Consider the following 20,040-nt stretch of genomic DNA (forward strand, 5'->3'; position numbering starts at 1 on the left):
AGGTACCGATGACGCAATCCTTCATTCACATCGAATCACCCAACTACCTGAGACTCCAAGACCTTACCACCCCGGCCGACTGGCCGGGCATTTTCGGCAACGACAACAGGCTCGCCCTGGAGATCGGCTGCGGCGTGGGCGACTTCATGCTCAAAACCGCACTCGATCAGCCCGACACCAACTTCGTCGCCATCGATTTCTACAACAAGGGGTGCGACAAGACCTGCCGCCGCCTGGACCGGCATGGCGTAACCAACGTGCGCGTGGTGCGCGACGAGGCCCGTGCCTTCGTCACCGAGCGCATCCCCAAGGGGAGCCTCTCCGCCATCTACATCAACTGCCCCGATCCCTGGCCCAAGAAACGGCACCGCAAGCGGCGTCTGGTGAACCAGGAGTTCATCGAGTTTCTCCTGGATTACATGGTTCCCGGTGCCGACTTCTTTTTCGCGACCGACTTCGACGACTACGGCATCGACGTCGCCAACGCTCTCCCCGGCATCTCCGCCCTCGAGAACCAGTTCGGGGCGGATCTCTACCGCCACGAGTTCCCCGGCTACCACCTTTCCAAGTACATGCGCAAGTTCATGGCCGAGGGAAAGCAGATCTACTTCATGCACTACAAGGTAAAGTAGTTGGGAGTGACAAACGAAAAGAGGGGACCCGTCGGTGTCCCCTCTTTTTTGTGCTGGTGTTGCTCTTTTAATGTCCTTTGCGAGACAGTCTGGTGACATCGATGTCGACCATGCGCCAGATGCCCCCCTCGTAGTTAGGGTCCTTCTTTAGCTGTTCAAGAGGGGTCGGCGGCGGGATTTCCATGTCTTCCCCGTCGAAATACACCTCTGCAGCCTCTTGTATCATGCGGGGCAGATCTTCTTCTGAGTCGGCAGCTGAAAAACATCCAGGGAAGTCAGGGATGACCACCCCGTGGGCGTGTTTGTCGTCACCTCCGTGTAGATAAACCGGGTACAACATTTCCTACCTCCACTCCCAACCCGCTTGCTTAAAGATATGTCGCAGCGTGCCGATTGGGATGTCCTTGCGCGGACACGGGACGACGACGTGTCCCTGCTTCATGGGGTGTTTGAACTTCCGATGATCCCCCTTGCCGCCGACACACTGCCACCCCTCTTCTTCCAGTCGTCTGATGATCTCACGGCTACCCATTCCATTTATATACAGAGTACTTACGGATGAGCAAGGAGAAAAGGTGCAGCTGCCTCTAATCCTTTACGAGAACATCCGCATCAGGTGCCCCTTGAGCGTCGCCTCGAAGTCGCCTTCGCGGTCGCCGCGGTAGACAAGCGACGAGCCTATTTCGGCTGCGAGTATGGCGAATAAGTACTTCTGCGGCAGGTTCTTGATGCGCTTGGCGTACTTGGGCTCCTCCCGAAGCATCTTGGGCAGGTGCGCGAGGATCGCCTTCTTGTAGATCGGCTGCAGGCAAAGCTGCGGCCGTTTCTGGAAGAAGCGGTAGATGGTCGCGTAGTGCTCGTTGATCTCGCCGCTCAGCGCGTCCGAGATCTCGGTGCAAAGAAGCCCCGGCTGCTCGCGGCGCCGCTTCAGGATCAGCCGCGCCTCATCCGCTGCGCGCTGCTCCAGTATCTCGAGCACGTCCTGCACGTAGCGCTCCTTGTGCGCCATGAACTCCGTCTCGGTGAGCAGCAGGTTCGCGATGATCTCGTAGGAGGAGGAGATGACGCCGCACTTGTTGGCCGAGGCGTCGCGCATGATGATGACTCCCTTTTTCTGCAGTTGCACGCGCGCCTCGGGGGTTATGAAGGAGTTGGCCCCCTCGACGATGGCCCCCGCGGATGGGGCGCCGCTTGGGAGCAGGTAGTTCTGCCAGTTGTCCTTGTCGATGCTCTCGGGACGTCCTCCCGCCGGGATGAAGAGGTCGGTCTTGACGGTGAACGGGAGGCTCGCGTAGACCTTGGAGAACTCGTCAGTGGAAATCCATTCCTCCCTCACCCCCTCCGCGGTCCTGCTCACCTTCCGGTACAGCTCGCGCAGACCGTCGCGCCGGCTGCCGCTGCGGTAGAGCAGGAAACCACCGGGGTGCAGCGCCTGCGGGTCGAAGGCATCGAGATCCTGCTGCAGCACGATGCGCGACAGTTCCTTGCGGTCGGCCCCCTCCGGGTCGCACAGCGCCGCGGTCCCGTCCAGGATCAGCTTGATCGCCACGTGGGGCGCGCGCTCCAGCATGATGCGCATGGCGTTGCCCGCCACGTCACCGTTGGGTCCGCCGGTGAATTTCACGCTGAAGGGATCGCGGTAGATGTCGATGCCAAGTTCCGCCATGGTGATCTCGGCGAATTTCACCACCCCTGTGGAGGTGACGCCGTACTCCTTGTGGTTGATCCCGACTTCCTTGCTGGACATGATGCCGATGCCCAGGATGTAGCCGCGCCGCTTGGAGATGCGGGCGATGTTCTCGATCATGCTGTCGTGCATGTTCTCGTCGGGGCCCAGCTCGATCGGCTCGTCCTCGCGGTAGTAATCAACCACCACCGGCGAGCGTGCCACCCCATGGTCGGTGACGAAGATGTCCAAAAAGGCGTTGGTGACGCCGTGCTGCAGCTTGTACAGCCGCCAGTTCTCCATCTGGCGCTCGCCGCCGCGCTGCAGGTCGGAGGAGTCCAGGATCAGTACCAGCTTGGAGCCCCCCTCGTAGATGTCCTTGTTCTTCAGGTGCTGGGTGTGCGCCAGCACGAAGTTCTCCCTGAAGATGGTGTTCGAGTTGGTGATGAAGTCGTCCATGTTGCGGGCGATGACGGTGCGCCAGCCGCCGCGCGCGATGTCGGAGAAGCCTATGTGGTAGCCGAACCCGAAGCGGCTGAAGAAGAAGGTGACCCGGAAGGGAAGGGCCTGCGGCAGGTCCGCGGTGAAGGCCGGTCCGAGCTCGGTAAGGTAGGTGGGGTCGAGCCTGAAGGCGAACGCCTGTTTCTCCAGCACGAAGAAGTTGGTCTTGAGCGTATGGGTGATGAAGATGAGGCAGCAGCGGTAGATGGCCCGGCGCACCTCGTCCAGGTAGCGGTGCCCGGTGTTGTAGTCGTTGACCGCCTGCACCGTTTCCGCCAGGATCGAACCGTAGAGCGGGTGGCTTTCGGTTATGGCCGGATCGAAACGCGCCTTGAACAGCTTGACCAATTGCAGCGACATCTCGGGGTGTGCGTGGAAGGCGTTCTGCACGTCGTCCAGCCCGAAGCGGTCCGGCTGGTTGTGCGCGAGGTTGGTATGGCAGAAGGCGATGAACGCGTTCACCAGGGACGCTTCCTCTCCGGTCATGACGTTGGTGGTAACGAATTCACGGTAGGTGTAGCTCTTGGTCGAGACGATCTGGGTGTTGTACAGTTCCTGCTGCAGTCGGCGGAACAGCTCCGAGCCCGGTTCCAGCACCTCGCCGGAGCGTCGGTTCACCAGAAAGGTCCCCAGGAAGTAGGGGTGGACGCCGTTGGAGATGGTGAGGCAGTAGGCGCGGTTCACGCCGAGGTCGAGCCGGTTGAACACCTCCATGAGCTGCAGGAGGAACTCCTTCTGGGGCGGGTTGGCGACCGCGAAGTGCACCCGCGATATCTTGACGTCAGGGGTCGGCTCCACGTGCAGGTACAGACCGCCGCTTCTGCTCGATTTCTGCAACAGCTGCAGCACCTGGGCCACACGCAGCGGCGAGGCCACCTTCACGTAGCTTTCGTTGTTGAGCCAGAGGATCTTCAGCAGGCGGTCGAACTCTTTCAGGTCGAACTCCGGGTAGGTGCCGCGCATTTCAGCAGCGATCCTGCGCGCGAGCCCCTGCGGCAGCTGCACGTCTTTCCATGCCTGGATGTCCTCGTTGCTTTTACGGTCAAACTCGAAGCGCTGAATCTCCAGGGCCTGGTCCATATCCGGCATAGGCCCGTCGGAGTGGGTGATCATCGCGTAGGAGATTTCCCGGTCCTGGAAGTGCCGTAGCGAGTCGTACAGGGAACCGGGCTCGTTCACCCTGGCCAGGATGAGGCTCTTGTCACGGTCGGCCAGGATCAGGCGCCTGTTGATCTTGAGGGATCGGAGCTCGCGTTCCAGAAGGACCAGCGCTTCCGGCTCGTCCTGCATCGACGTGAAGAAGTAAGGGTTGATCTGCTCTTTCAGCCATTTCCGGTTTTCGGAAAGCTCATAGGCGGCGCTTTTTCTGACACTGGCCTTGCTGGTCATGCTTTATTCCCCTTTAGCCTCGATATAACTGCTCCCGAGGCTAGTATATCAGCGACGGCGTCATTTGCTAAATCGATCCTGTGTCTGATTGAAAAAAGTTTGCTTTGAATAAACGCGGCCGGCGGAGTGAACCTTGATGAGGATGCACTTTCGGGAGGTAACATCTGCGCCTGTCGTGGAAATATTGTCGGGACCGTGAGCAGGAGCTCGTACGACATGAAGGGAAGACGATTTCACTGCAGCGACAAAACCAGTTGAAACGGGTTCTGCTACTGGGTATGATGCGAGGCTCGATAAAACGTTCTGGATGGAGGAGCGGTGCATAGATATTTATCCGCCGAGGTGCCCGGTACCGGCGGCACTATAAAAAACACGCCCGAGGACTTCATCGTCGAGGAGATTCCCGCGTACCTTCCCAGCGGGCAGGGGGAGCACTGCTACGTCGCCATAGAGAAGCGCGGCATCGCAACGTTGGAAGCGGTACGCCGACTTGCCAAGGCGCTTGGCGTACAGGAGCGTGATGTCGGTTATGCCGGCATGAAGGACGCCGTAGGGATCACCCGCCAGACCGTTTCCATCCCGCGGGTCGCCCCGGACAAGATTCGCGCGCTCGACATTCCCGGCATCAAGGTGCTCTCCGCTGTTTTGCACGGCAACAAGCTTAGGCTGGGGCATCTCAAGGGCAACCGCTTCGAGATCAGGGTGCGCGATGTTGCGGCCGGTGCGCTGGTGCATGCCGAAACCGTGCTCGCCGCCCTCACCAGCCGCGGCGTTCCCAACCGGTTCGGCGTGCAGCGCTACGGCGTGCAGGGCAACAGCCACGCCATTGGTGCAGCCATGCTGCGCCGCGACTACAGGGCCGCCGTCGACACCCTGATCGGAGACCCCGCACAGGTGACCGACGAACGTTGGCGCCAGGCGATCGAGGCCTACCGGCAGGGGGACCTGGCCGGCAGCCTCGCCCTCTTTCCCGGCCACTTCCGGACCGAGCGCGAGGTGCTCGGGCGGTTGCAGCAGCGTCCCGACGCGTTCGAGAAGGCTTTCCATGCCGTGCAGCCGCGCATGAAGAGGCTGTACCTCTCCGCATTCCAGTCCTCGTTGTTTGACCTGGTGCTGGAACAGAGGTTGGAGCGGCTGGATCGGATCGAGGAAGGGGACATTGCCTTCAAGCACGACAACGGCGCCTGTTTCCTGGTGCAGGATGCCGCCGCCGAGGCGCCGCGGGTCCGCTCCTTCGAGATTTCCGCAACCGGTCCGATGTTCGGTTGCACCATGATGGAAGCCAAGGGCGCACAAGGAGAGTTGGAGGCAGGAATTCTGGCCGCCGAAGGGCTGGTGCCGGAGAGCTTCAACCTTTCCGGCGGCCTGCGCATGGAAGGAGAGCGGCGTCCCCTGCGCGTGCCGCTTACGGCGGCCTCGGTCCGGCAGGAGGGGAGCGATTTGATCTTCGATTTTTCCCTGCCGCGCGGGGCCTATGCCACCTGCGTGCTGAGCGAGGTAATGAAGGATCAATAAATACCGTCACCTGACGGGTGGAAGGAGCTTATCGTGGAAAAACTGCAACTGCTGGCGCCGGCCAAGGTGAACTATCGGCTTGACGTGCTGGGGAAGAGGCCGGACGGCTACCATGAGCTGCGCATGGTCATGCAGCGGGTCGCCCTTTGCGACGACATATCGATCGCCCTGAGTGCGACTCCCGGTATCCGCGTCACCTGCGGCAAAAAGGGTGTTCCGGATGGCCCCGGCAATATCGCCTGGCGCGCGGCCGATGCGCTCCTGAAGCTTTCCGGAAAAGAGGTCGGCATCGACATCGCCATCGACAAGCGGATTCCCGTGGCGGCCGGCTTGGGTGGGGGGAGTAGCGATGCCGCCACGGTACTCATGGGGGTGAACCAGCTCCTGGGACTGGGCCTCTCCGACGAACAGCTCATGGATATCGGGGTGAAGCTCGGTGCCGACGTTCCCTTTTTCATCTTCAAGAAAACCGCGCTGGCGGAAGGAATCGGGGACAAACTCACCGCCATGGAGTCCATGCCGAGCCTGTGGGTGGTCCTGGTCAATCCCGGTATCCATGTTCCCACCGCCTGGGTTTATCAAAATTTAGTATTGACAGAGAAGGGTCCCGCAACTATAATCAGCGGTTCATACAGCAGTGCGGCAGAAGTTGCCGGGCTATTGTCCAACGACCTCGAGCCGGTCACCTGCGGGAAGCATCCGGTACTGAACGAGGTGAAGGACATGCTGCTCGTCGCCGGAGCCAGCGGTTCGTTGATGTCCGGCAGCGGCGCCACCGTCTTCGGCATCTTCGAGGACGAGGAAGTCGCCAAGAAAGCGGCGGCCGACATAGCCGCAGCGCGCGGCTGGTTCGCGGAAGCGGTGCAGACGCTGTAAGAGAAACGAATAGATTATTGGGGCGTCGCCAAGCGGTAAGGCAACGGGTTTTGATCCCGTCATTCCCAGGTTCGATCCCTGGCGCCCCAGCCAACTTCATAACTAGCTAGATTTGCTAGAGAAAAACAAGACCTTTTATCCCTGTGTACACAAGTGATTACACGGAGGTAAGAGGTTTTGTCATATCCAACCCACATCACATGTCGTAATGGCTACTTCTACTACAGAGTCAAGGTGCCAGTAGACCTACAGCCACATTTCCCCACCCATTTCATTACCAAGTCGTTAAAGACCACAGACTTATCAGTTGCAAAGACCATATCCGTCAACCTTGAGCATTCGGTACAGCGAGTGTTCACCCTCCTGCGAACTGGTATGTTAGATGGTGAAATGATCACCAAACTGATATCTGAGATCCTGCCCACAACAAGGAGGCAGCTTGTCAAGACGCTGCCTGACATACCTGCCAAGAAACACCCTCTGTCTAAGATGATAAAGCAGTACATAGAGTTCAAGGAACCTGAGTGGACACCTAAGACCAAGTTGGAGATGGGCGGTGTTTTCAGATTTTTGCTGGAGCTACTAGGAGACGTTGATGTAACGGACATTACCAGGCAGGCGGTCCTGGACCTGCGAGCTAATCTGATGAGGTTGCCACCGAACCTGCACAAGAGGTATCCAGACCAAACCATACAGCAGTTACTTGACAGATCTGATATCCATCACATGAGCACAAAGTCAGTAAATAAGCACGTAGGAGGGATAGGTGGTTTGCTCCGGTACTGTCTGGACATAGGGGTAGTGACGGTGAATTGTGCAACTGGCTTGAAGTTGTCAGAGAAGGGAAGGGTAGATGAGGAACGAAGCAGCTACGATGTTGATGATTTGAAGTCCATAGTAGCGAACCTACCACGTAAGCCGACCTTACCTGAGCGATATTGGATACCGTTGATAGGCTGTTACTCGGGGATGCGCCTCAATGAAATCTGCCAATTATACGTTGAGGACGTTCAACTAGTAGAGGGTGTATGGTGCTTCAGCATTAATGGGGCTAAAGACAAAAGGCTGAAGAACCAGGCTAGTGAAAGGGTTCTGCCAATACACTCAAAGCTGATAGGCTTAGGGTTCATCGAACACTGGGAAAAGGTCAAGAAAGCTGGTGCCCCTAGGCTGTGGCCGAACCTGACATGGACGGAGGTACATGGATATAGCAACAGCTTCGGCAACTGGTATCAGAGGTTTAACAGGGAACACGTCACTAAAGACCCCAAAAAGGTATTCCACTCGTTCAGGCACTTAGTAACCGACACCCTAAAACAGGCTGGGGTTCAGGACTCACTAATTGCAGAGTTGGTAGGACATAGCCATGGGAACCACGCTATGACCATGAGCAGATATGGTAAGAGGTATCAACCCAAAGTGCTGTTGGAGTCACTGAAACTGTTAGATTACGGTGTGGAAATACGTCCGTGGCAGAGCAGTTAGCAGTGCTGCCCAACGTAATGTGCCATGTAGAATTGATACGGTTATGATATTGATAAGTTGTAAAGGTAACAGCTCGGATTAGCTAAAAGAATCGTTAATTTCTGGTATGCACAACAGGGTGACAATTGACTGCAGAGGGCACCCGATATGGAGACAATGAGGGCTAGTACCAACACTAGTTATCGTAGGAACGTCCGCCAGACCCCGCATGGGAGATTTTACTTCATTGGTGGTGGCAAGTGGAGGAGTCCTGTCATCGTACCAGTAGGGAAGCAGGGAGTAAGAAAAGCAAACTCCCGCTGGGAAACCAAATCCATGTTATGTGACCAGGAGAGTTTTCAGATTATTGAAGTCGAAAAGCTTTCGATGAACAACCCCAGGGTAGGTTTTTGCTGCTAATAGACATGGCACCTACCTGCACAGAAATCAGTTCGGTCACTCACGATCATTTTGTAAAAGGCACAAAACGATCATTCGTGATCCGAGCCATAGAAGACCTCAATCATTTGTTGTTTCAGGAGGTTAGTTGTGATATGTGTAGGGCGTTTTGCCGCAATAGATGCATCAATAGAAGCTATGCAGGTGCAAGTGGTTGAATTGTAAATTGATTACTGGGCAAGCAAGGGATTGCGAATCCCATTAGCTGTTACGGGAGCTACGTATGGAGCCGTTTGATATAGTTTTAAAAGAGATAGAAATGAGTAGTAGGAGCAAGACCGTTGCTCGAAATGTAGGGGCACAGATAAAGGAACTGCTCAAACAAGATATCCTCGATATAAAAGGAATAGAGGAGGAAATAGATCTTTCACCAGATTTTTTAATAGCAACTATTGCCCACATACTAGAGTATGTCAAGGAGAGGCGAGAAATAATAGGTAATCTTGCTCTACTGGAAGAGTTGTTAAAGCTGCAAAAACAATTGTTATGGCATTGTAAGGTTAATTTTGATAGGACTCTTCAATACCAACGCTTTATAGATAATTGTGAAGAAATATATAACATGATCCGTAGCAGTATGAAAGAACTTGAGAAGCTCAAGTTTACATTTGAGCTGGATTTCAGCAAGCCAACACAGCAGACGTTGGTCGATATAGATGCCTATCGTGAGTCATTGAAGATAGCCGCAAGGTCAATGTCCAAGATCTGGATGCAGTGTAAAGAAATGGAATGCACAGGGCTGATGCCCTTTTTCGTATTTCATTACGAGGTTATCGGCAACGAAGCCGATTGGGAGGCAAAGTTAAACCATTGGTATAACTGCTATCAGGCTTATGTGTTGCACCATGTTCAAGGCCGAAAGAAAGTGGATGTGGTGAGAGAGCTAGCAGCTTCCCCATCTGCGGCATCATACCTTTTTAACCTGAATGATATGTCTAACGCGACCCACAAACTGGATACGTTTTTGAAGGAGGCTTTACGATTAATAGCAAGTGTAGAAAACGGCACCTTCCCCTGCTGACCTGATTTTTTCTGGCTCTTACCGCTCAAACCTCTCCATCTTTCCTCTCTATTTGTAAAAATCTAAAACCAATACCTCTCACATATCCTTTAATTTCAATCCTGCTATGGTGGTCGCATCAACGGCCAGGGAACCCTGAGCCAAAAATCAAACCACATGGAGGAATTACTGATGGAACAGAAAAAAGTAGAGATCACGGAAGCTGAACTGGAGGAGTTGAAGGAACTGCGGAAACAGAAGCTAAAAGCCAAGGAGTATGCTCGCAGGCAAGCTGTAAAGAACCAGCTTATCCTTGAGAAGGCTAAAAAACAGGGTGTTACCGTTACCAAGAAGGAGATTGATGACAGGATTGCAGCACTGGATGCAGCAGGTAGCGACGGAGTGTCTGCCTCTAACGATGAGTAAGAAGGCCGCTTAGTGCTGAATTCACCAGCAAGGGGAGATTCCGGTCTCCCCCTTTTTGCATACAGGAGCAATCGTGAAAACTGAATATAGTGAGTTTGATAATTACAGGTGGATCGACTGCAATCGCTGGAGCAAGGCCAATGAGGTCAGCGCTCTGGTAGAGGAGCTGGTTGAGGGGATCCCCTCTCGTAAGACCCATGGTTACCGGATGAGCATGAAGGTCCTGATACTGGACCTTTATCAGTCGTTTTTGTGTGACCCTGAACAATACCTCGCCTACAGCAGAGACAAGGGGCATTACACCGATACGGGAAAAAAACATCCCATAATAAAAAACCATATGGTGACCTATGACTTTCTGATGGGATGCATTGACCACCTATGGGCCAAGAAGTTGGTAGAAAACCACCCAGGAGGTCAGTTTTATGATCCTGAGTCAGAGACCTTCCATTCCTATGTCAGCAGGATGAGACCAACAGAAAGCCTTGCTGTCCTCATCGCAAAGCATAACGTCAGACCAGATATGATATCCAGTTTTGTAGAAGAAGATGTTTTAATTCTCAGGGGGGAGCCTGTAGAGGACGAGTACGAATACAAGGGCAAGATTATAAAATGTGAGGTCAAACCTGCTCTGAAGATTCCAAGCAATACCGCAACCAGAAGGATGACCAAGAAGGTTCGTCTGTATAATGGACTTCTGGAGCGTTCCCTAATTGATGTTGATATTGAGTGCTTGACTGAGGAGGACAGGGACGCTCTGGTAGCGCAACTGGAGGGTATGGACCTGCCAGGAGTAAAACGTATCGTACTCAAGCTCTCAAACAAATCGGTTTACAGGGTTTTTAATAATGGCAGCCTGGAGCAGGGAGGTCGGTACTATGGAGGGTGGTGGATAAGTGCGCCTGGTATTGTGTCAGCGATGATGTAAAAATACCCCCCTGTGGTAATTGAAAAGTACCCCCCTCACATCACAGGGAGGGGAAAATGATTCACCCAGGAGAGCTTCAGGTGCAAGATGCCCTTCAGCAGACTGTCATGCTGGAGGGGACCATGGTCGACAGAAACAAGTACGGAGCGATCCGAGAGCTTGCCCGGCTTGGAACCGCTAAGAAGGAGATCGCCAGGCAGTTGGAGGTGACCGTCAAAACGGTACGTCGTGCCCTCAAGAAGCCGCAGTGGGAGCCGTACCAGCGACCGAAGCCAACAGACACTGTGCTTTCGCAATTCGATGAATGGGCCACCTCCCGTGCTGAGGAGGTTAATTTCAACGCTGCCATCTTGTTCCGCGAACTCAAGGAGAAGGGCTACACCGGCGGATACGAGATGGTAAAGCTGTTGGTGCGCCCCCTGCGCGAGGAGTTCCAGCAGCGAGTGGATGCCGTAATGCGGTTTGAGACCGGTCCCGGAAAGCAGGGGCAGGTGGATTGGGGCAGCGCCCAAGTCTGGCTCGGCGACCAAAGAGTCCGCATCCACTTCTTTGCCATGGTCCTCGGCTACTCTCGCAGGCTCTTCGCTCGCGCATACCTTGATGAGCGCCTGCCGACTCTTCTGGCAGCCCACCAGGAGGCTTTCGCATGGTTTGGTGGCCGCCCTTCAGAACTGCTCTATGACAATCCAAAGACCATCGTTACCGACCATACGGCCAGCGTACTCACCCTCAACACAAAGTTCGCCGACTTTGCCGGCCACTTCGGTTTCGATCCACGGCTTTGTCGGCCTCACCGCCCCCAGACCAAGGGGAAAATCGAGTCGGGCGTGAAGTACATCAAGGGAAACTTCCTGCCCGGGCGCCGTTTCATCGACCTCGACCACCTGAACCGGGAACTGGAAAAGTGGATTGTCGAAGTCGCCGATGTCCGCATCCATGGGACCACCGGATGCCGTCCCGCCGAGAGATTCTCGGAGGAGAAGCTCATCGACGTCAATTCTGTGCCGCCTTACCGACTGGAGACGGCCCTCACGCGCAAGGTGGCCAGAGACTGCATGATAACCTTCGGCGCCAACCGTTATTCAGTGCCGTGGCGGTTCGCTGGGCAAACGGTTCAGATTGAGCTGTGGGGTGACGAGATCCGAATCCTGCAGGGCGAGGAGGTCATCGCCACGCATCAAAAGCTCGTCGGGACCGGCAAACAGCGCATCAATCCGGCTCACTTCCAGGGACTCTTCACCGACCGGCTGGAAAAGAAAAAAGAAGAGCCGCCGCGCTTCGATCCGTGGTGGAAGGATGAGGAGGTCATGATCCGCGACCTCGACATCTACGACCACGTAGCGAACATGTGAGGGGGTGACCAATGGAACAGATCACCGACCTCGCTGCATCGCTTCGCCACTTGAAACTCTCCCGCCTCGCCGACCACCTGGATAGCTGGCTCCAGGATGCCGCCAAGGGCGAGTGGGGCTATCACGAATTTCTCCAGCGCCTGGTCGAAGAAGAGGTGGCCGCGAAGAAGGACAAGCGCACCGAGATGGGGACCCGCATGGCACGGCTCCCCTTCATCAAGACGCTCGACTCATTCGACTACACTTATCAGCCGTCGCTCGATCCTAAGCGGATCAAGGAGCTCTCAGCCTGCCGCTGGGTCGAAAACGGCGAAAATGTAATCTTCCTTGGCCCTCCTGGCGTCGGCAAGACCCACCTCTCGGTCGGCCTTGGAGTCGAGGCGATCCGCCGTGGCTACCGGACCCTCTTCATCACCGCCCAGGGGCTGATTACCGCACTTGCACGGGCGCACGCGGAGAACCGGCTGGATGACAAGCTCAAGTTTTACTGCCAGCCTAAACTTTTGATCGTCGACGAGATAGGCTACATCCCCATTGACCGGTTGGGCGCAAATCTTTTCTTCCAGCTCATCTCGCGCCGGTACGAGAAAGGGGCGATGATCATGACCTCTAACCAGCCCTTTTCAAACTGGGGCGAGGTCTTCGGCGACCAGGTCATCGCCAGCGCCATTCTGGACCGGGTGCTGCACCACGCGATCTCTGTCAGCATCAAGGGCGAAAGCTACCGCCTCAAGGAGAAGCTCAAGGCCGGACTGCTGGCTAAACACATCGAGCAGTCATAACCACGGGGGGGTACTTTTCGATTACCGAAAAGGGGTACTTTTCAATTACCGTTGACAATTGTGAGGAAGTACATAACGATCCAGGGGGAGTCCACAGTCGAACTTGACTACTCAGCAATGCACATTCACCTCCTGTACGCCAAGGTCGGGCTTAATTATGCGAACAAGGAGGAGGATGCCTACACCCTCGAACAAGGCCCTTATTCCCTGGATGATGCCAAGGATGACCGTGACCTGAATAAATTAATACTTCTAACAGCATTCAATGCTGCAACACCGGAATTGGCAGCATCAGGAGTATTTGACCAACTAAGAAGGGAAAGAAAACTTAGCAAATACAGGATCACAGATTATAAGCCTATTAAAGCTAAGTTGGCTCTCTTGAAAGCCAAACACCCAAGTATCTCCGACCTGGTAGCAAATAATTTTGGCAGCGAACTCCAGTATTATGACTCTTACGTAATGGAAAAGTTAATACAGCACTTTACCTTGAATGGGATACCTGTATTGACAGTTCATGACTCCGTTATATGCCAATCTAAACATGCAGACGTTGTCACTAATATGATGTTGGAATACTTCTATGAAACGGTGAGTGAGCTTCTGAATATAAAAGTTACTCCAATTCTTAAATACCCGCATGCGAGGAAGGTGCTATCTCATTTAGTTAGGGAGGCAAAATATCTAGCTCCAAAGGGATGGTTAGAGTCAATGAGATTTCTCATGTCCAGAGTGGTGCCGAAGCACAACGTTACTATAAGAGATATCGTTCCTCGTACTCTCATCATTAAAAGAACAGTTAGGTCAAATGTTTGTAAAGGAACATGCAGACAATGTAATAGAATTGATAATAAGATTAAGTTTCAGCCTAACATTAAACTCGAACTTAGCCAGTGTAAGGAATCTTATATCAGTCTGCTAGTGATAAGATAGATATAGGAGTATTTTATCTAACGAGAAGAGGAACATACTGATAACATCCAGGGTGAGGCAGTCCAGGAGGGCTTCTCTCTCTATTACTTGGAAGGATTCGCGCTAACTAACTGAAAATAAATAGTAAACGCGTGTTTTTTGCCGCCGCTGCGCTGGCGGGGATGCGGTCGACGGCCTGGGTTTAGCAAAAAATTCATGTAAAGCACACTCCCTGGTTAATAACAGGTACTAGTAATGAACTAGAATCTAATACCAAGGAGTTTTGCAATGGAACTAATATCAGACGCGGCAAAAGAGATACCAGGCTTTGAGGGCCTGTATGCGGTTACGAGGAACGGGGTGGTGTACAGCCTGCCACGTAGGGGAGTCAAAAAACTTAAGATAATGAAACATGTAAAAAACATGAAGGCTGATTACATAAGAGTGAAGCTGAGCTGTAATGGCGAGGACGATTTGTACTACGTGCACAGATTAGTTGCAGAAACATATATACCGAACCCTGAGTGCAAGCCGATGGTGAATCACATCGACGGGGACAAGACCAATAACCGCATTGAGAATTTAGAGTGGGTAACGCGTTTAGAAAATCAAATACATGCTTTTGAAACAGGCCTATACCCTAACTGCAAGATCCACCCGTTAAAGAAGAATGAAGTATACGACCTTGTGAAGTCGGGCATGCCAATAAAAGATGTGGCAGAACGATATGGGATGACGCCAGGTGGAGTTAGATCATTGGTGAGGAGATATAGACCTGAAGAACAGAGAATGGCGGCATAGCCGGATTATAGAGAGGTGGGGAGTACATGCCCTGCCTCTTTTTGTTTAACATAAATGTTCCTATTAGCACCAGTAATCCAGTAAGTCAGGCCAATAGCCGGATCACATAAATTAGCTCCACTAATTGTTAAATCGAAACCCCGCCTACCCCTTGCACCAAGTTAAAAAGTCCCGCCAGAAGCGAAATTTGGGGCTTGTAGATGGTAAAGCTTTAACTAAAGCTAACTTTATGGTATAACAGGTCTGCTTCCATCCCTAAAGAGCAGGGAACATGCTATGCCTCCCAAGAAACAGATCTACCAGTTCAAGATAACCCTCCAAGGAATAAAGCCACCTATCTGGCGTAGAATCCAAGTACCGTCCACATACACCTTCTATGACCTCCACGTTGCCATTCAGGATGCAATGGGGTGGCTCGACTATCACCAGCACGAGTTCAGGATACAAGCTAATACAGGCGAGACTTTTGTGTTCGGCATCCCAAGGGAAGACGGCAGCTTCATGCTAGCAAATGACCGGATACTTGCTGGCTGGAGACACAAGATATCCAAGTACGAGACGATAATCCCCCGCACGTTCATGTACACCTACGACTACGGAGATGATTGGAGACATAAGATCGACTTCGAGGAGATCCGGCCAGCAGAACCAGGTGTAACATACCCTCGATGCATTAAAGGGAAACGTGCATGTCCACCTGAGGATAGTGGTGGTGCTTGGCGATACCCTTATTTGCTGGAAGTGCTGGGAAATCCCCAACATCCTGAATATGAGGATACTGTACAATGTATTGAAGCTCAGAAGGGAGACATCTTCGACCCTGAGCATTTTGATCCTGCTGAGGTTGAGTTTGATAACCCGAAGGAGCGTCTGAGGAGGACGAATAGGTAGTCGTCGTGTATCCATGCCAGCATGTTGGGTCTGGCTACCAGACCCTCAACTATAATAGTAAGGTCAGGTGAAATATGAGATCTATGGTCATGTTTATATTATTGGTTTTAACCATCTCTGTGGCAAATGCCGAGGTATACAAGTGGGAAGATGCAAATGGGGTTCACTTTACGGACAACCCTTCTTCTGTACCCGCAAAGTACCGTAAAAGGCAACCCCTTGAACCTACCTCAGAGTCAAAGGCTATGAATCCACAAGCCAGCACTGGAACAAACCAACTGGCCAGCCCCACGATGACGCAGACTTACGTACCACCTGCAATACAGCCTACCACCCAACAGAGCCAGGCCACTATTTACCAAGCCAATCTTGAGAAGCAAAAACGAGCAATGGAGGTAGTGAGACAGCAGCAGGCTAGAGCTTTAGCTGTCAACACCCAAAACGCTGAAAGAGCTGCCAACGCATTTGTTAAGTTTATGGCTGTATGGCTGTTGATAGGGGGGGCGATATTTGTTGCCTGGATATCAACGATTGTAGATATCGTAAAAAGTGACTTTACCGTTTCATCAAATAAAACAGTATGGATGCTACTGGTTATATTTCTACCACTTCTGGGAATGTTACTTTACTTCATATTTGGTACGAACCAAAAAAGCAGAGCAAGCGGCTGGGGGGATAACAGGGGCTTTAAAGGAAGAGGACCAGATATTTATTAGGCTCAAAGGTAGGTGCTGCGTAATGGGAGACAGTTGATGATTTCATCATTTTCATGGACAATCGAGAGCGACGATTTAGCGAGTAAAGTGTTAGACAAGATCTGACCCCCGTGGATTACATGAACCGCTACACCAGAAACTCTACTTATGAAATGTCTACTTGACGTGGAAACCTACGCTTTCATGGCGGGTGGCTTTTGTGGTATAAGGCAGTCAGTAGCCAGTGAGTGGCGAAGTTGCTATTACAATACCATTTAACAAGTGTGAAGTAGACACAAAATTTATATCGGAGACTCATATGGAGATTGTAAGTTATTCTGTGCATAATTATAAATCGCTTAGGAACGTCGAAATAGTTCCGACAGGTTTGACTACACTTATTGGAGCTAATGCTTCAGGCAAAACTAACTTTGCAGATTCTATTGATTTTTTATCAAAGGTATATAAATTCGGTTTAGAGATGGCAGTCTCAATTAAAGGTGGATATGAGAATATAGCTTTCAGAATGATGCGCAGATCAAAAGCACCAATCACATTTGTTATCGAAGTGAGTTTGTCTGATGTAGAAACTAAAAGAGTATATAATTTCACACAGTCAAGGCGATCTAGTGCCGAATCTCCCTATAATTCCATAAAATATAAACACGAATTTTCATTTCAGGCCAAGTCAGAAGGCATTAAATCAGAATATAAAGTAGTAAGCGAGGTGTTTTCAGTTGCTATTAGAGAACACGGCAAGAGGGGGTTGGTTAATTATAAAGATATTGTAAAAATATCACGATCCGATAATAATATTGATGTCGCTTATTACACTCAAAATACTCTTACCAATTATTTTAAAAATACTTTACGTTTAAACACAAGCCCTTCGGAGGATTATGAACAACTTCTGTCACCGCAGGAGCTGATGATTTCTACTGTCAACAATTATATTATTCGTAGATTTATTTCATTGTTGTCTGGTTTCACTGTGTTCAGATTTTCTCCGGACATTTCTAGAAAACCAGGGATACCAACTCCAAATCCGGCATTGTCCTTTCATGGTGAAAATCTTCCTGCAATGGTTGATTGGCTTATGCATAAGCATCCAGCAAGTTGGGAGGTTGTCAAGGACGCAATGAAAGAAGTAGTTCCTTGGCTCGAAAACATCCACGTAGGCTATCTTCACACTAAGGCCTTAGGTTTATTCTTTAAAGAAGAAAATATAAATAGGCCATGGACAGTTGAAGATATCTCAGATGGGACAATTCAAACACTGGCAATGCTCGTATCCACTGTTGATCCTAGGAGTACGCTTCTCTTCATAGAAGAACCTGAAAATTCTGTTCACCCATGGATAATCAGAAAATTAATTATGAGGTTAAGATCATTGAGTGAGAAAAAAACAGTGATAATAACATCTCATTCTCCTGTGTTGATTGATTTAATCAATCCATCAGAAGCTTGGATTATTTATAAACAACAAGGTGAAACTAAGATTAAAAAATTAATTGAACTGGACCCTGATATTGATAGGTCATGGGAGAAGGGCAAGTACAAGTTATCTGATTATTTGGATAGTGGCCTTGTCCCTAATGCTATACCTGGAGGGGTTCTGTGAAGATTGGGATTATTGTTGATGGCCAAGCAGAGTCACAAGCTCTCCGGTTTATTGTGGATAAAATCAAAATTGCAGGTACTCAGATCGTGGCACCATTATATTCTGATTTGCAGCCAAGGGCGACTCCTCACCAAATTGTAAGATCGGCTTGTGGGAAAATTGAAATATTGAATGCAAAAAATGTTGATCAAATTGTCTTACTCATTGATTTAGATGATAGGCGGGAGTGTCACGTCGCTTTTGCTGATAGTATTAATAAAGCTATAAGTGACATGAAGTTACCTAATATCACTGCAGTAGTAAAAAACAAATGTTTTGAAAATTGGCTTATAGCTGATCATAATGGAATATCAAAAATGGTTAATAGGTTTAAATTGTCTCAAGCTTTTATAAACTCTGTTTGTAAAAATAAAGCCGATAATGTTTTAAAAGCAGAAGAGCTTATAAACTCTATTGCTAACAAGACAAAATATAAGAAAGGTATAGATTCTGTAGAAATGTCAAAGTGTGTTGATCCTATGAATATTGCTTTGAACTCAAGATCATTTCGACGATTTTTAAGGGTTATTGGCCACTCTAAATATAGCACCCAAAGTAAACAACCTTAATTGGTCAAGCAATTCCAAACTTTTATACCGAATTGTAGAATGCCTTTGTAGAGGCTTATTCAACTTAGACATGGTTGTGAACAAATTAGGTACAGTTGGATTGTAGACGTAATGAATCAGAACTTATCACTTTTACACTAATTTAAAAGTTAGACAACGTAATGCTCCCTATAGAAATTTAGTTCCAGTATGTCAGGCCAGAGGAGAGAGTGAGCATGTAGAAATTGTTGTATTTGTATTCTTAACTTGGCTACCTAAATTAAGAGAGGCATGTCCATAATCACGGATGTGCCTCTTTTTTTTGTTCGAAGGCTACCAGATCAGACCAATCGAAGAAGTCAGACGCTAATGGTAAGCCGGTAGAAGGAGAAGTACCATGTGTAAGACCTATGACGTGATTAACAGCAAGATCGTGGAACTATTGGAAGGTGGAACCGTACCATGGAGGAAAACATGGCACTCAGCATCCAACTACCCGAAGAACCTGGTAACCAAGAAGGAGTATCGGGGAGTCAACGTCTTCATCCTGGCCTGCCAGGAGTACACCAGTCCGTATTGGCTGACGTTCAAGCAGTGCCAAGACAATGGTGGTCATGTTCGGAAAGGAGAGAAATCGTCGCCGGTAATCTTCTGGAAATGGATAGACCGCAAGGATGCCGATGATGCTGATACTGGTGAGACCAGGAATGGTAATGCGCCATTACTAAGATACTACTCGGTCTTCAATATTGAGCAGACAGAGGGAATAGAAGCACCGCCATCACCAGATGTCATCATGAATCCCTTCACTCCCATAGACAGAGCCGAACAGATCATATCCGGTATGCCTCTTAAGCCCCAGATCCACTATGGAGGTAATCAGCCCTCATACTCCCCCGTTCTAGATTACGTCAAAATGCCTGTAGCAGAGGCCTTCGAATCACCAGAAGAGTATTACTCTACCTTGTTTCATGAATTGGCCCATAGTACCGGACATCCCAGCAGAGTAGGACGAAAAGGCATAATGGAGCCTGCTTACTTCGGGAGTCATGAATATTCCAAGGAAGAACTGGTAGCAGAGATGGGGGCTGCTTTCCTATGTGGGATTACTGGTATCGAGAATCAGACTGTGGAGAACTCTGCTGCCTATATCGCTGGATGGTTGAAGGCTCTAAAGGACGACAAGACGTTGTTGATCCATGCAGCAGCCCAAGCTCAGAAGTCCAGCGACTACATCATCAACAGGAAGGAGGTAGAAGAGGAAGCAACAGAAGATACCGCAGCATAAACAACCCGCCACATATCCCAAGTAGTAGTGATCCCTTTCAGCAGTCAACCACTCCGGGATGGTCAGTAGCAAGTTAGCGTCACCCCTCTCACCGCATGAGAGAAACGTATTCCTCGATAACCTGTGCCACCATAAAGCCCCAGACCACCATTCTTGCCTGTCCCCAAAAGGGGGGTAAAATCATACGATAACCTTCTGAGTGGCCATCACTTCTTCAGATGCTAGGCGCTGGAACTAAACGGTCCCCTTTGGCAA

19 protein-coding genes and 1 tRNA gene are annotated in these 20,040 nt (G+C 50.9%); 17 read left to right on the forward strand and 3 right to left on the reverse strand.

Features of this window, described 5'->3' with window-relative positions; all coding sequences use genetic code 11:
• Positions 1-8 precede the first annotated feature (8 nt).
• Positions 9-632 (forward strand): tRNA (guanosine(46)-N7)-methyltransferase TrmB, encoded by a 624-nt coding sequence (gene trmB, locus KP004_RS06735; RefSeq protein ID WP_216801585.1) that lies wholly within the window; start codon positions 9-11, stop codon positions 630-632.
• A 67-nt stretch (positions 633-699) separates the two neighbouring features.
• Here the strand turns inward: trmB and KP004_RS06740 are convergent, their stop codons facing one another.
• The 3 genes from KP004_RS06740 to KP004_RS06750 form a co-directional block, all read right to left on the reverse strand.
• A complete protein-coding gene (locus KP004_RS06740; RefSeq protein ID WP_199390913.1) occupies positions 700-972 on the reverse strand; it encodes a type II toxin-antitoxin system HicB family antitoxin in 273 nt (90 codons plus the stop codon).
• A gap of 3 nt (positions 973-975) precedes the next feature.
• The gene (locus KP004_RS21475) at positions 976-1,164 is read right to left on the reverse strand and encodes a type II toxin-antitoxin system HicA family toxin (protein WP_199390912.1); all 189 of its coding nucleotides are present in this window, start codon (positions 1,162-1,164) and stop codon (positions 976-978) included.
• A gap of 63 nt (positions 1,165-1,227) precedes the next feature.
• On the reverse strand, positions 1,228-4,188 hold the full coding sequence (locus KP004_RS06750) for an NAD-glutamate dehydrogenase domain-containing protein (protein WP_216801586.1): 2,961 nt from the start codon (positions 4,186-4,188) through the stop codon (positions 1,228-1,230).
• Between the two features lie 318 nt (positions 4,189-4,506).
• Here KP004_RS06750 and truD point away from each other — a divergent pair, with 318 nt between their 5' ends.
• The 16 genes from truD (at position 4,507) to KP004_RS06830 (ending at position 19,785) form a co-directional block, all read left to right on the forward strand.
• Entirely contained in the window at positions 4,507-5,703 is a 1,197-nt protein-coding gene (gene truD / locus KP004_RS06755; protein ID WP_216801587.1) for a tRNA pseudouridine(13) synthase TruD, read from the forward strand.
• 33 nt (positions 5,704-5,736) lie between these two features.
• Complete coding sequence (ispE, locus tag KP004_RS06760) at positions 5,737-6,579, forward strand: 4-(cytidine 5'-diphospho)-2-C-methyl-D-erythritol kinase (protein WP_216801588.1); 843 nt, start codon at positions 5,737-5,739, stop codon at positions 6,577-6,579.
• Between the two features lie 18 nt (positions 6,580-6,597).
• Positions 6,598-6,672: transfer RNA gene (locus KP004_RS06765), tRNA-Gln, on the forward strand.
• 141 nt (positions 6,673-6,813) lie between these two features.
• Positions 6,814-8,064 (forward strand): tyrosine-type recombinase/integrase, encoded by a 1,251-nt coding sequence (locus tag KP004_RS06770; RefSeq protein ID WP_367620767.1) that lies wholly within the window; start codon positions 6,814-6,816, stop codon positions 8,062-8,064.
• Between the two features lie 661 nt (positions 8,065-8,725).
• The gene (locus KP004_RS06775) at positions 8,726-9,523 is read left to right on the forward strand and encodes a hypothetical protein (RefSeq protein WP_216801590.1); all 798 of its coding nucleotides are present in this window, start codon (positions 8,726-8,728) and stop codon (positions 9,521-9,523) included.
• A gap of 171 nt (positions 9,524-9,694) precedes the next feature.
• Complete coding sequence (locus tag KP004_RS06780) at positions 9,695-9,928, forward strand: SurA N-terminal domain-containing protein (protein ID WP_216801591.1); 234 nt, start codon at positions 9,695-9,697, stop codon at positions 9,926-9,928.
• A 73-nt stretch (positions 9,929-10,001) separates the two neighbouring features.
• Positions 10,002-10,856, forward strand: coding sequence for a hypothetical protein (locus tag KP004_RS06785; protein ID WP_216801592.1), 855 nt, complete (start codon positions 10,002-10,004; stop codon positions 10,854-10,856).
• Positions 10,857-10,936: 80 nt separating this feature from the next.
• Positions 10,937-12,208, forward strand: coding sequence for an IS21 family transposase (gene istA / locus KP004_RS06790; protein ID WP_216800482.1), 1,272 nt, complete (start codon positions 10,937-10,939; stop codon positions 12,206-12,208).
• Between the two features lie 11 nt (positions 12,209-12,219).
• A complete protein-coding gene (gene istB, locus KP004_RS06795) occupies positions 12,220-12,990 on the forward strand; it encodes an IS21-like element helper ATPase IstB (protein ID WP_216800483.1) in 771 nt (256 codons plus the stop codon).
• A 60-nt stretch (positions 12,991-13,050) separates the two neighbouring features.
• The gene (locus KP004_RS06800) at positions 13,051-13,923 is read left to right on the forward strand and encodes a hypothetical protein (RefSeq protein WP_216801593.1); all 873 of its coding nucleotides are present in this window, start codon (positions 13,051-13,053) and stop codon (positions 13,921-13,923) included.
• Positions 13,924-14,190: 267 nt separating this feature from the next.
• Positions 14,191-14,703, forward strand: coding sequence for an HNH endonuclease (locus KP004_RS06805; protein ID WP_216801594.1), 513 nt, complete (start codon positions 14,191-14,193; stop codon positions 14,701-14,703).
• A gap of 276 nt (positions 14,704-14,979) precedes the next feature.
• Positions 14,980-15,594 carry a plasmid pRiA4b ORF-3 family protein gene (locus tag KP004_RS06810; protein WP_216801595.1) on the forward strand — a complete coding sequence of 205 codons (615 nt, stop codon included), beginning with the start codon at positions 14,980-14,982 and terminating at the stop codon, positions 15,592-15,594.
• Positions 15,595-15,683: 89 nt separating this feature from the next.
• Entirely contained in the window at positions 15,684-16,310 is a 627-nt protein-coding gene (locus KP004_RS06815; RefSeq protein ID WP_216801596.1) for a PLDc N-terminal domain-containing protein, read from the forward strand.
• A 298-nt stretch (positions 16,311-16,608) separates the two neighbouring features.
• A complete protein-coding gene (locus KP004_RS06820; RefSeq protein ID WP_216801597.1) occupies positions 16,609-17,910 on the forward strand; it encodes an AAA family ATPase in 1,302 nt (433 codons plus the stop codon).
• Positions 17,907-18,518, forward strand: a complete 612-nt coding sequence (locus tag KP004_RS06825; protein WP_216801598.1) for a DUF4276 family protein — start codon at positions 17,907-17,909, stop codon at positions 18,516-18,518. The genes KP004_RS06820 and KP004_RS06825 overlap by 4 nt, the downstream gene beginning before the upstream one ends.
• A gap of 376 nt (positions 18,519-18,894) precedes the next feature.
• Positions 18,895-19,785, forward strand: a complete 891-nt coding sequence (locus KP004_RS06830) for an ArdC family protein (protein ID WP_216801599.1) — start codon at positions 18,895-18,897, stop codon at positions 19,783-19,785.
• Positions 19,786-20,040 lie beyond the last annotated feature (255 nt).

This window comes from Geomonas oryzisoli, assembly GCF_018986915.1.
Taxonomy (GTDB): domain Bacteria; phylum Desulfobacterota; class Desulfuromonadia; order Geobacterales; family Geobacteraceae; genus Geomonas; species Geomonas oryzisoli.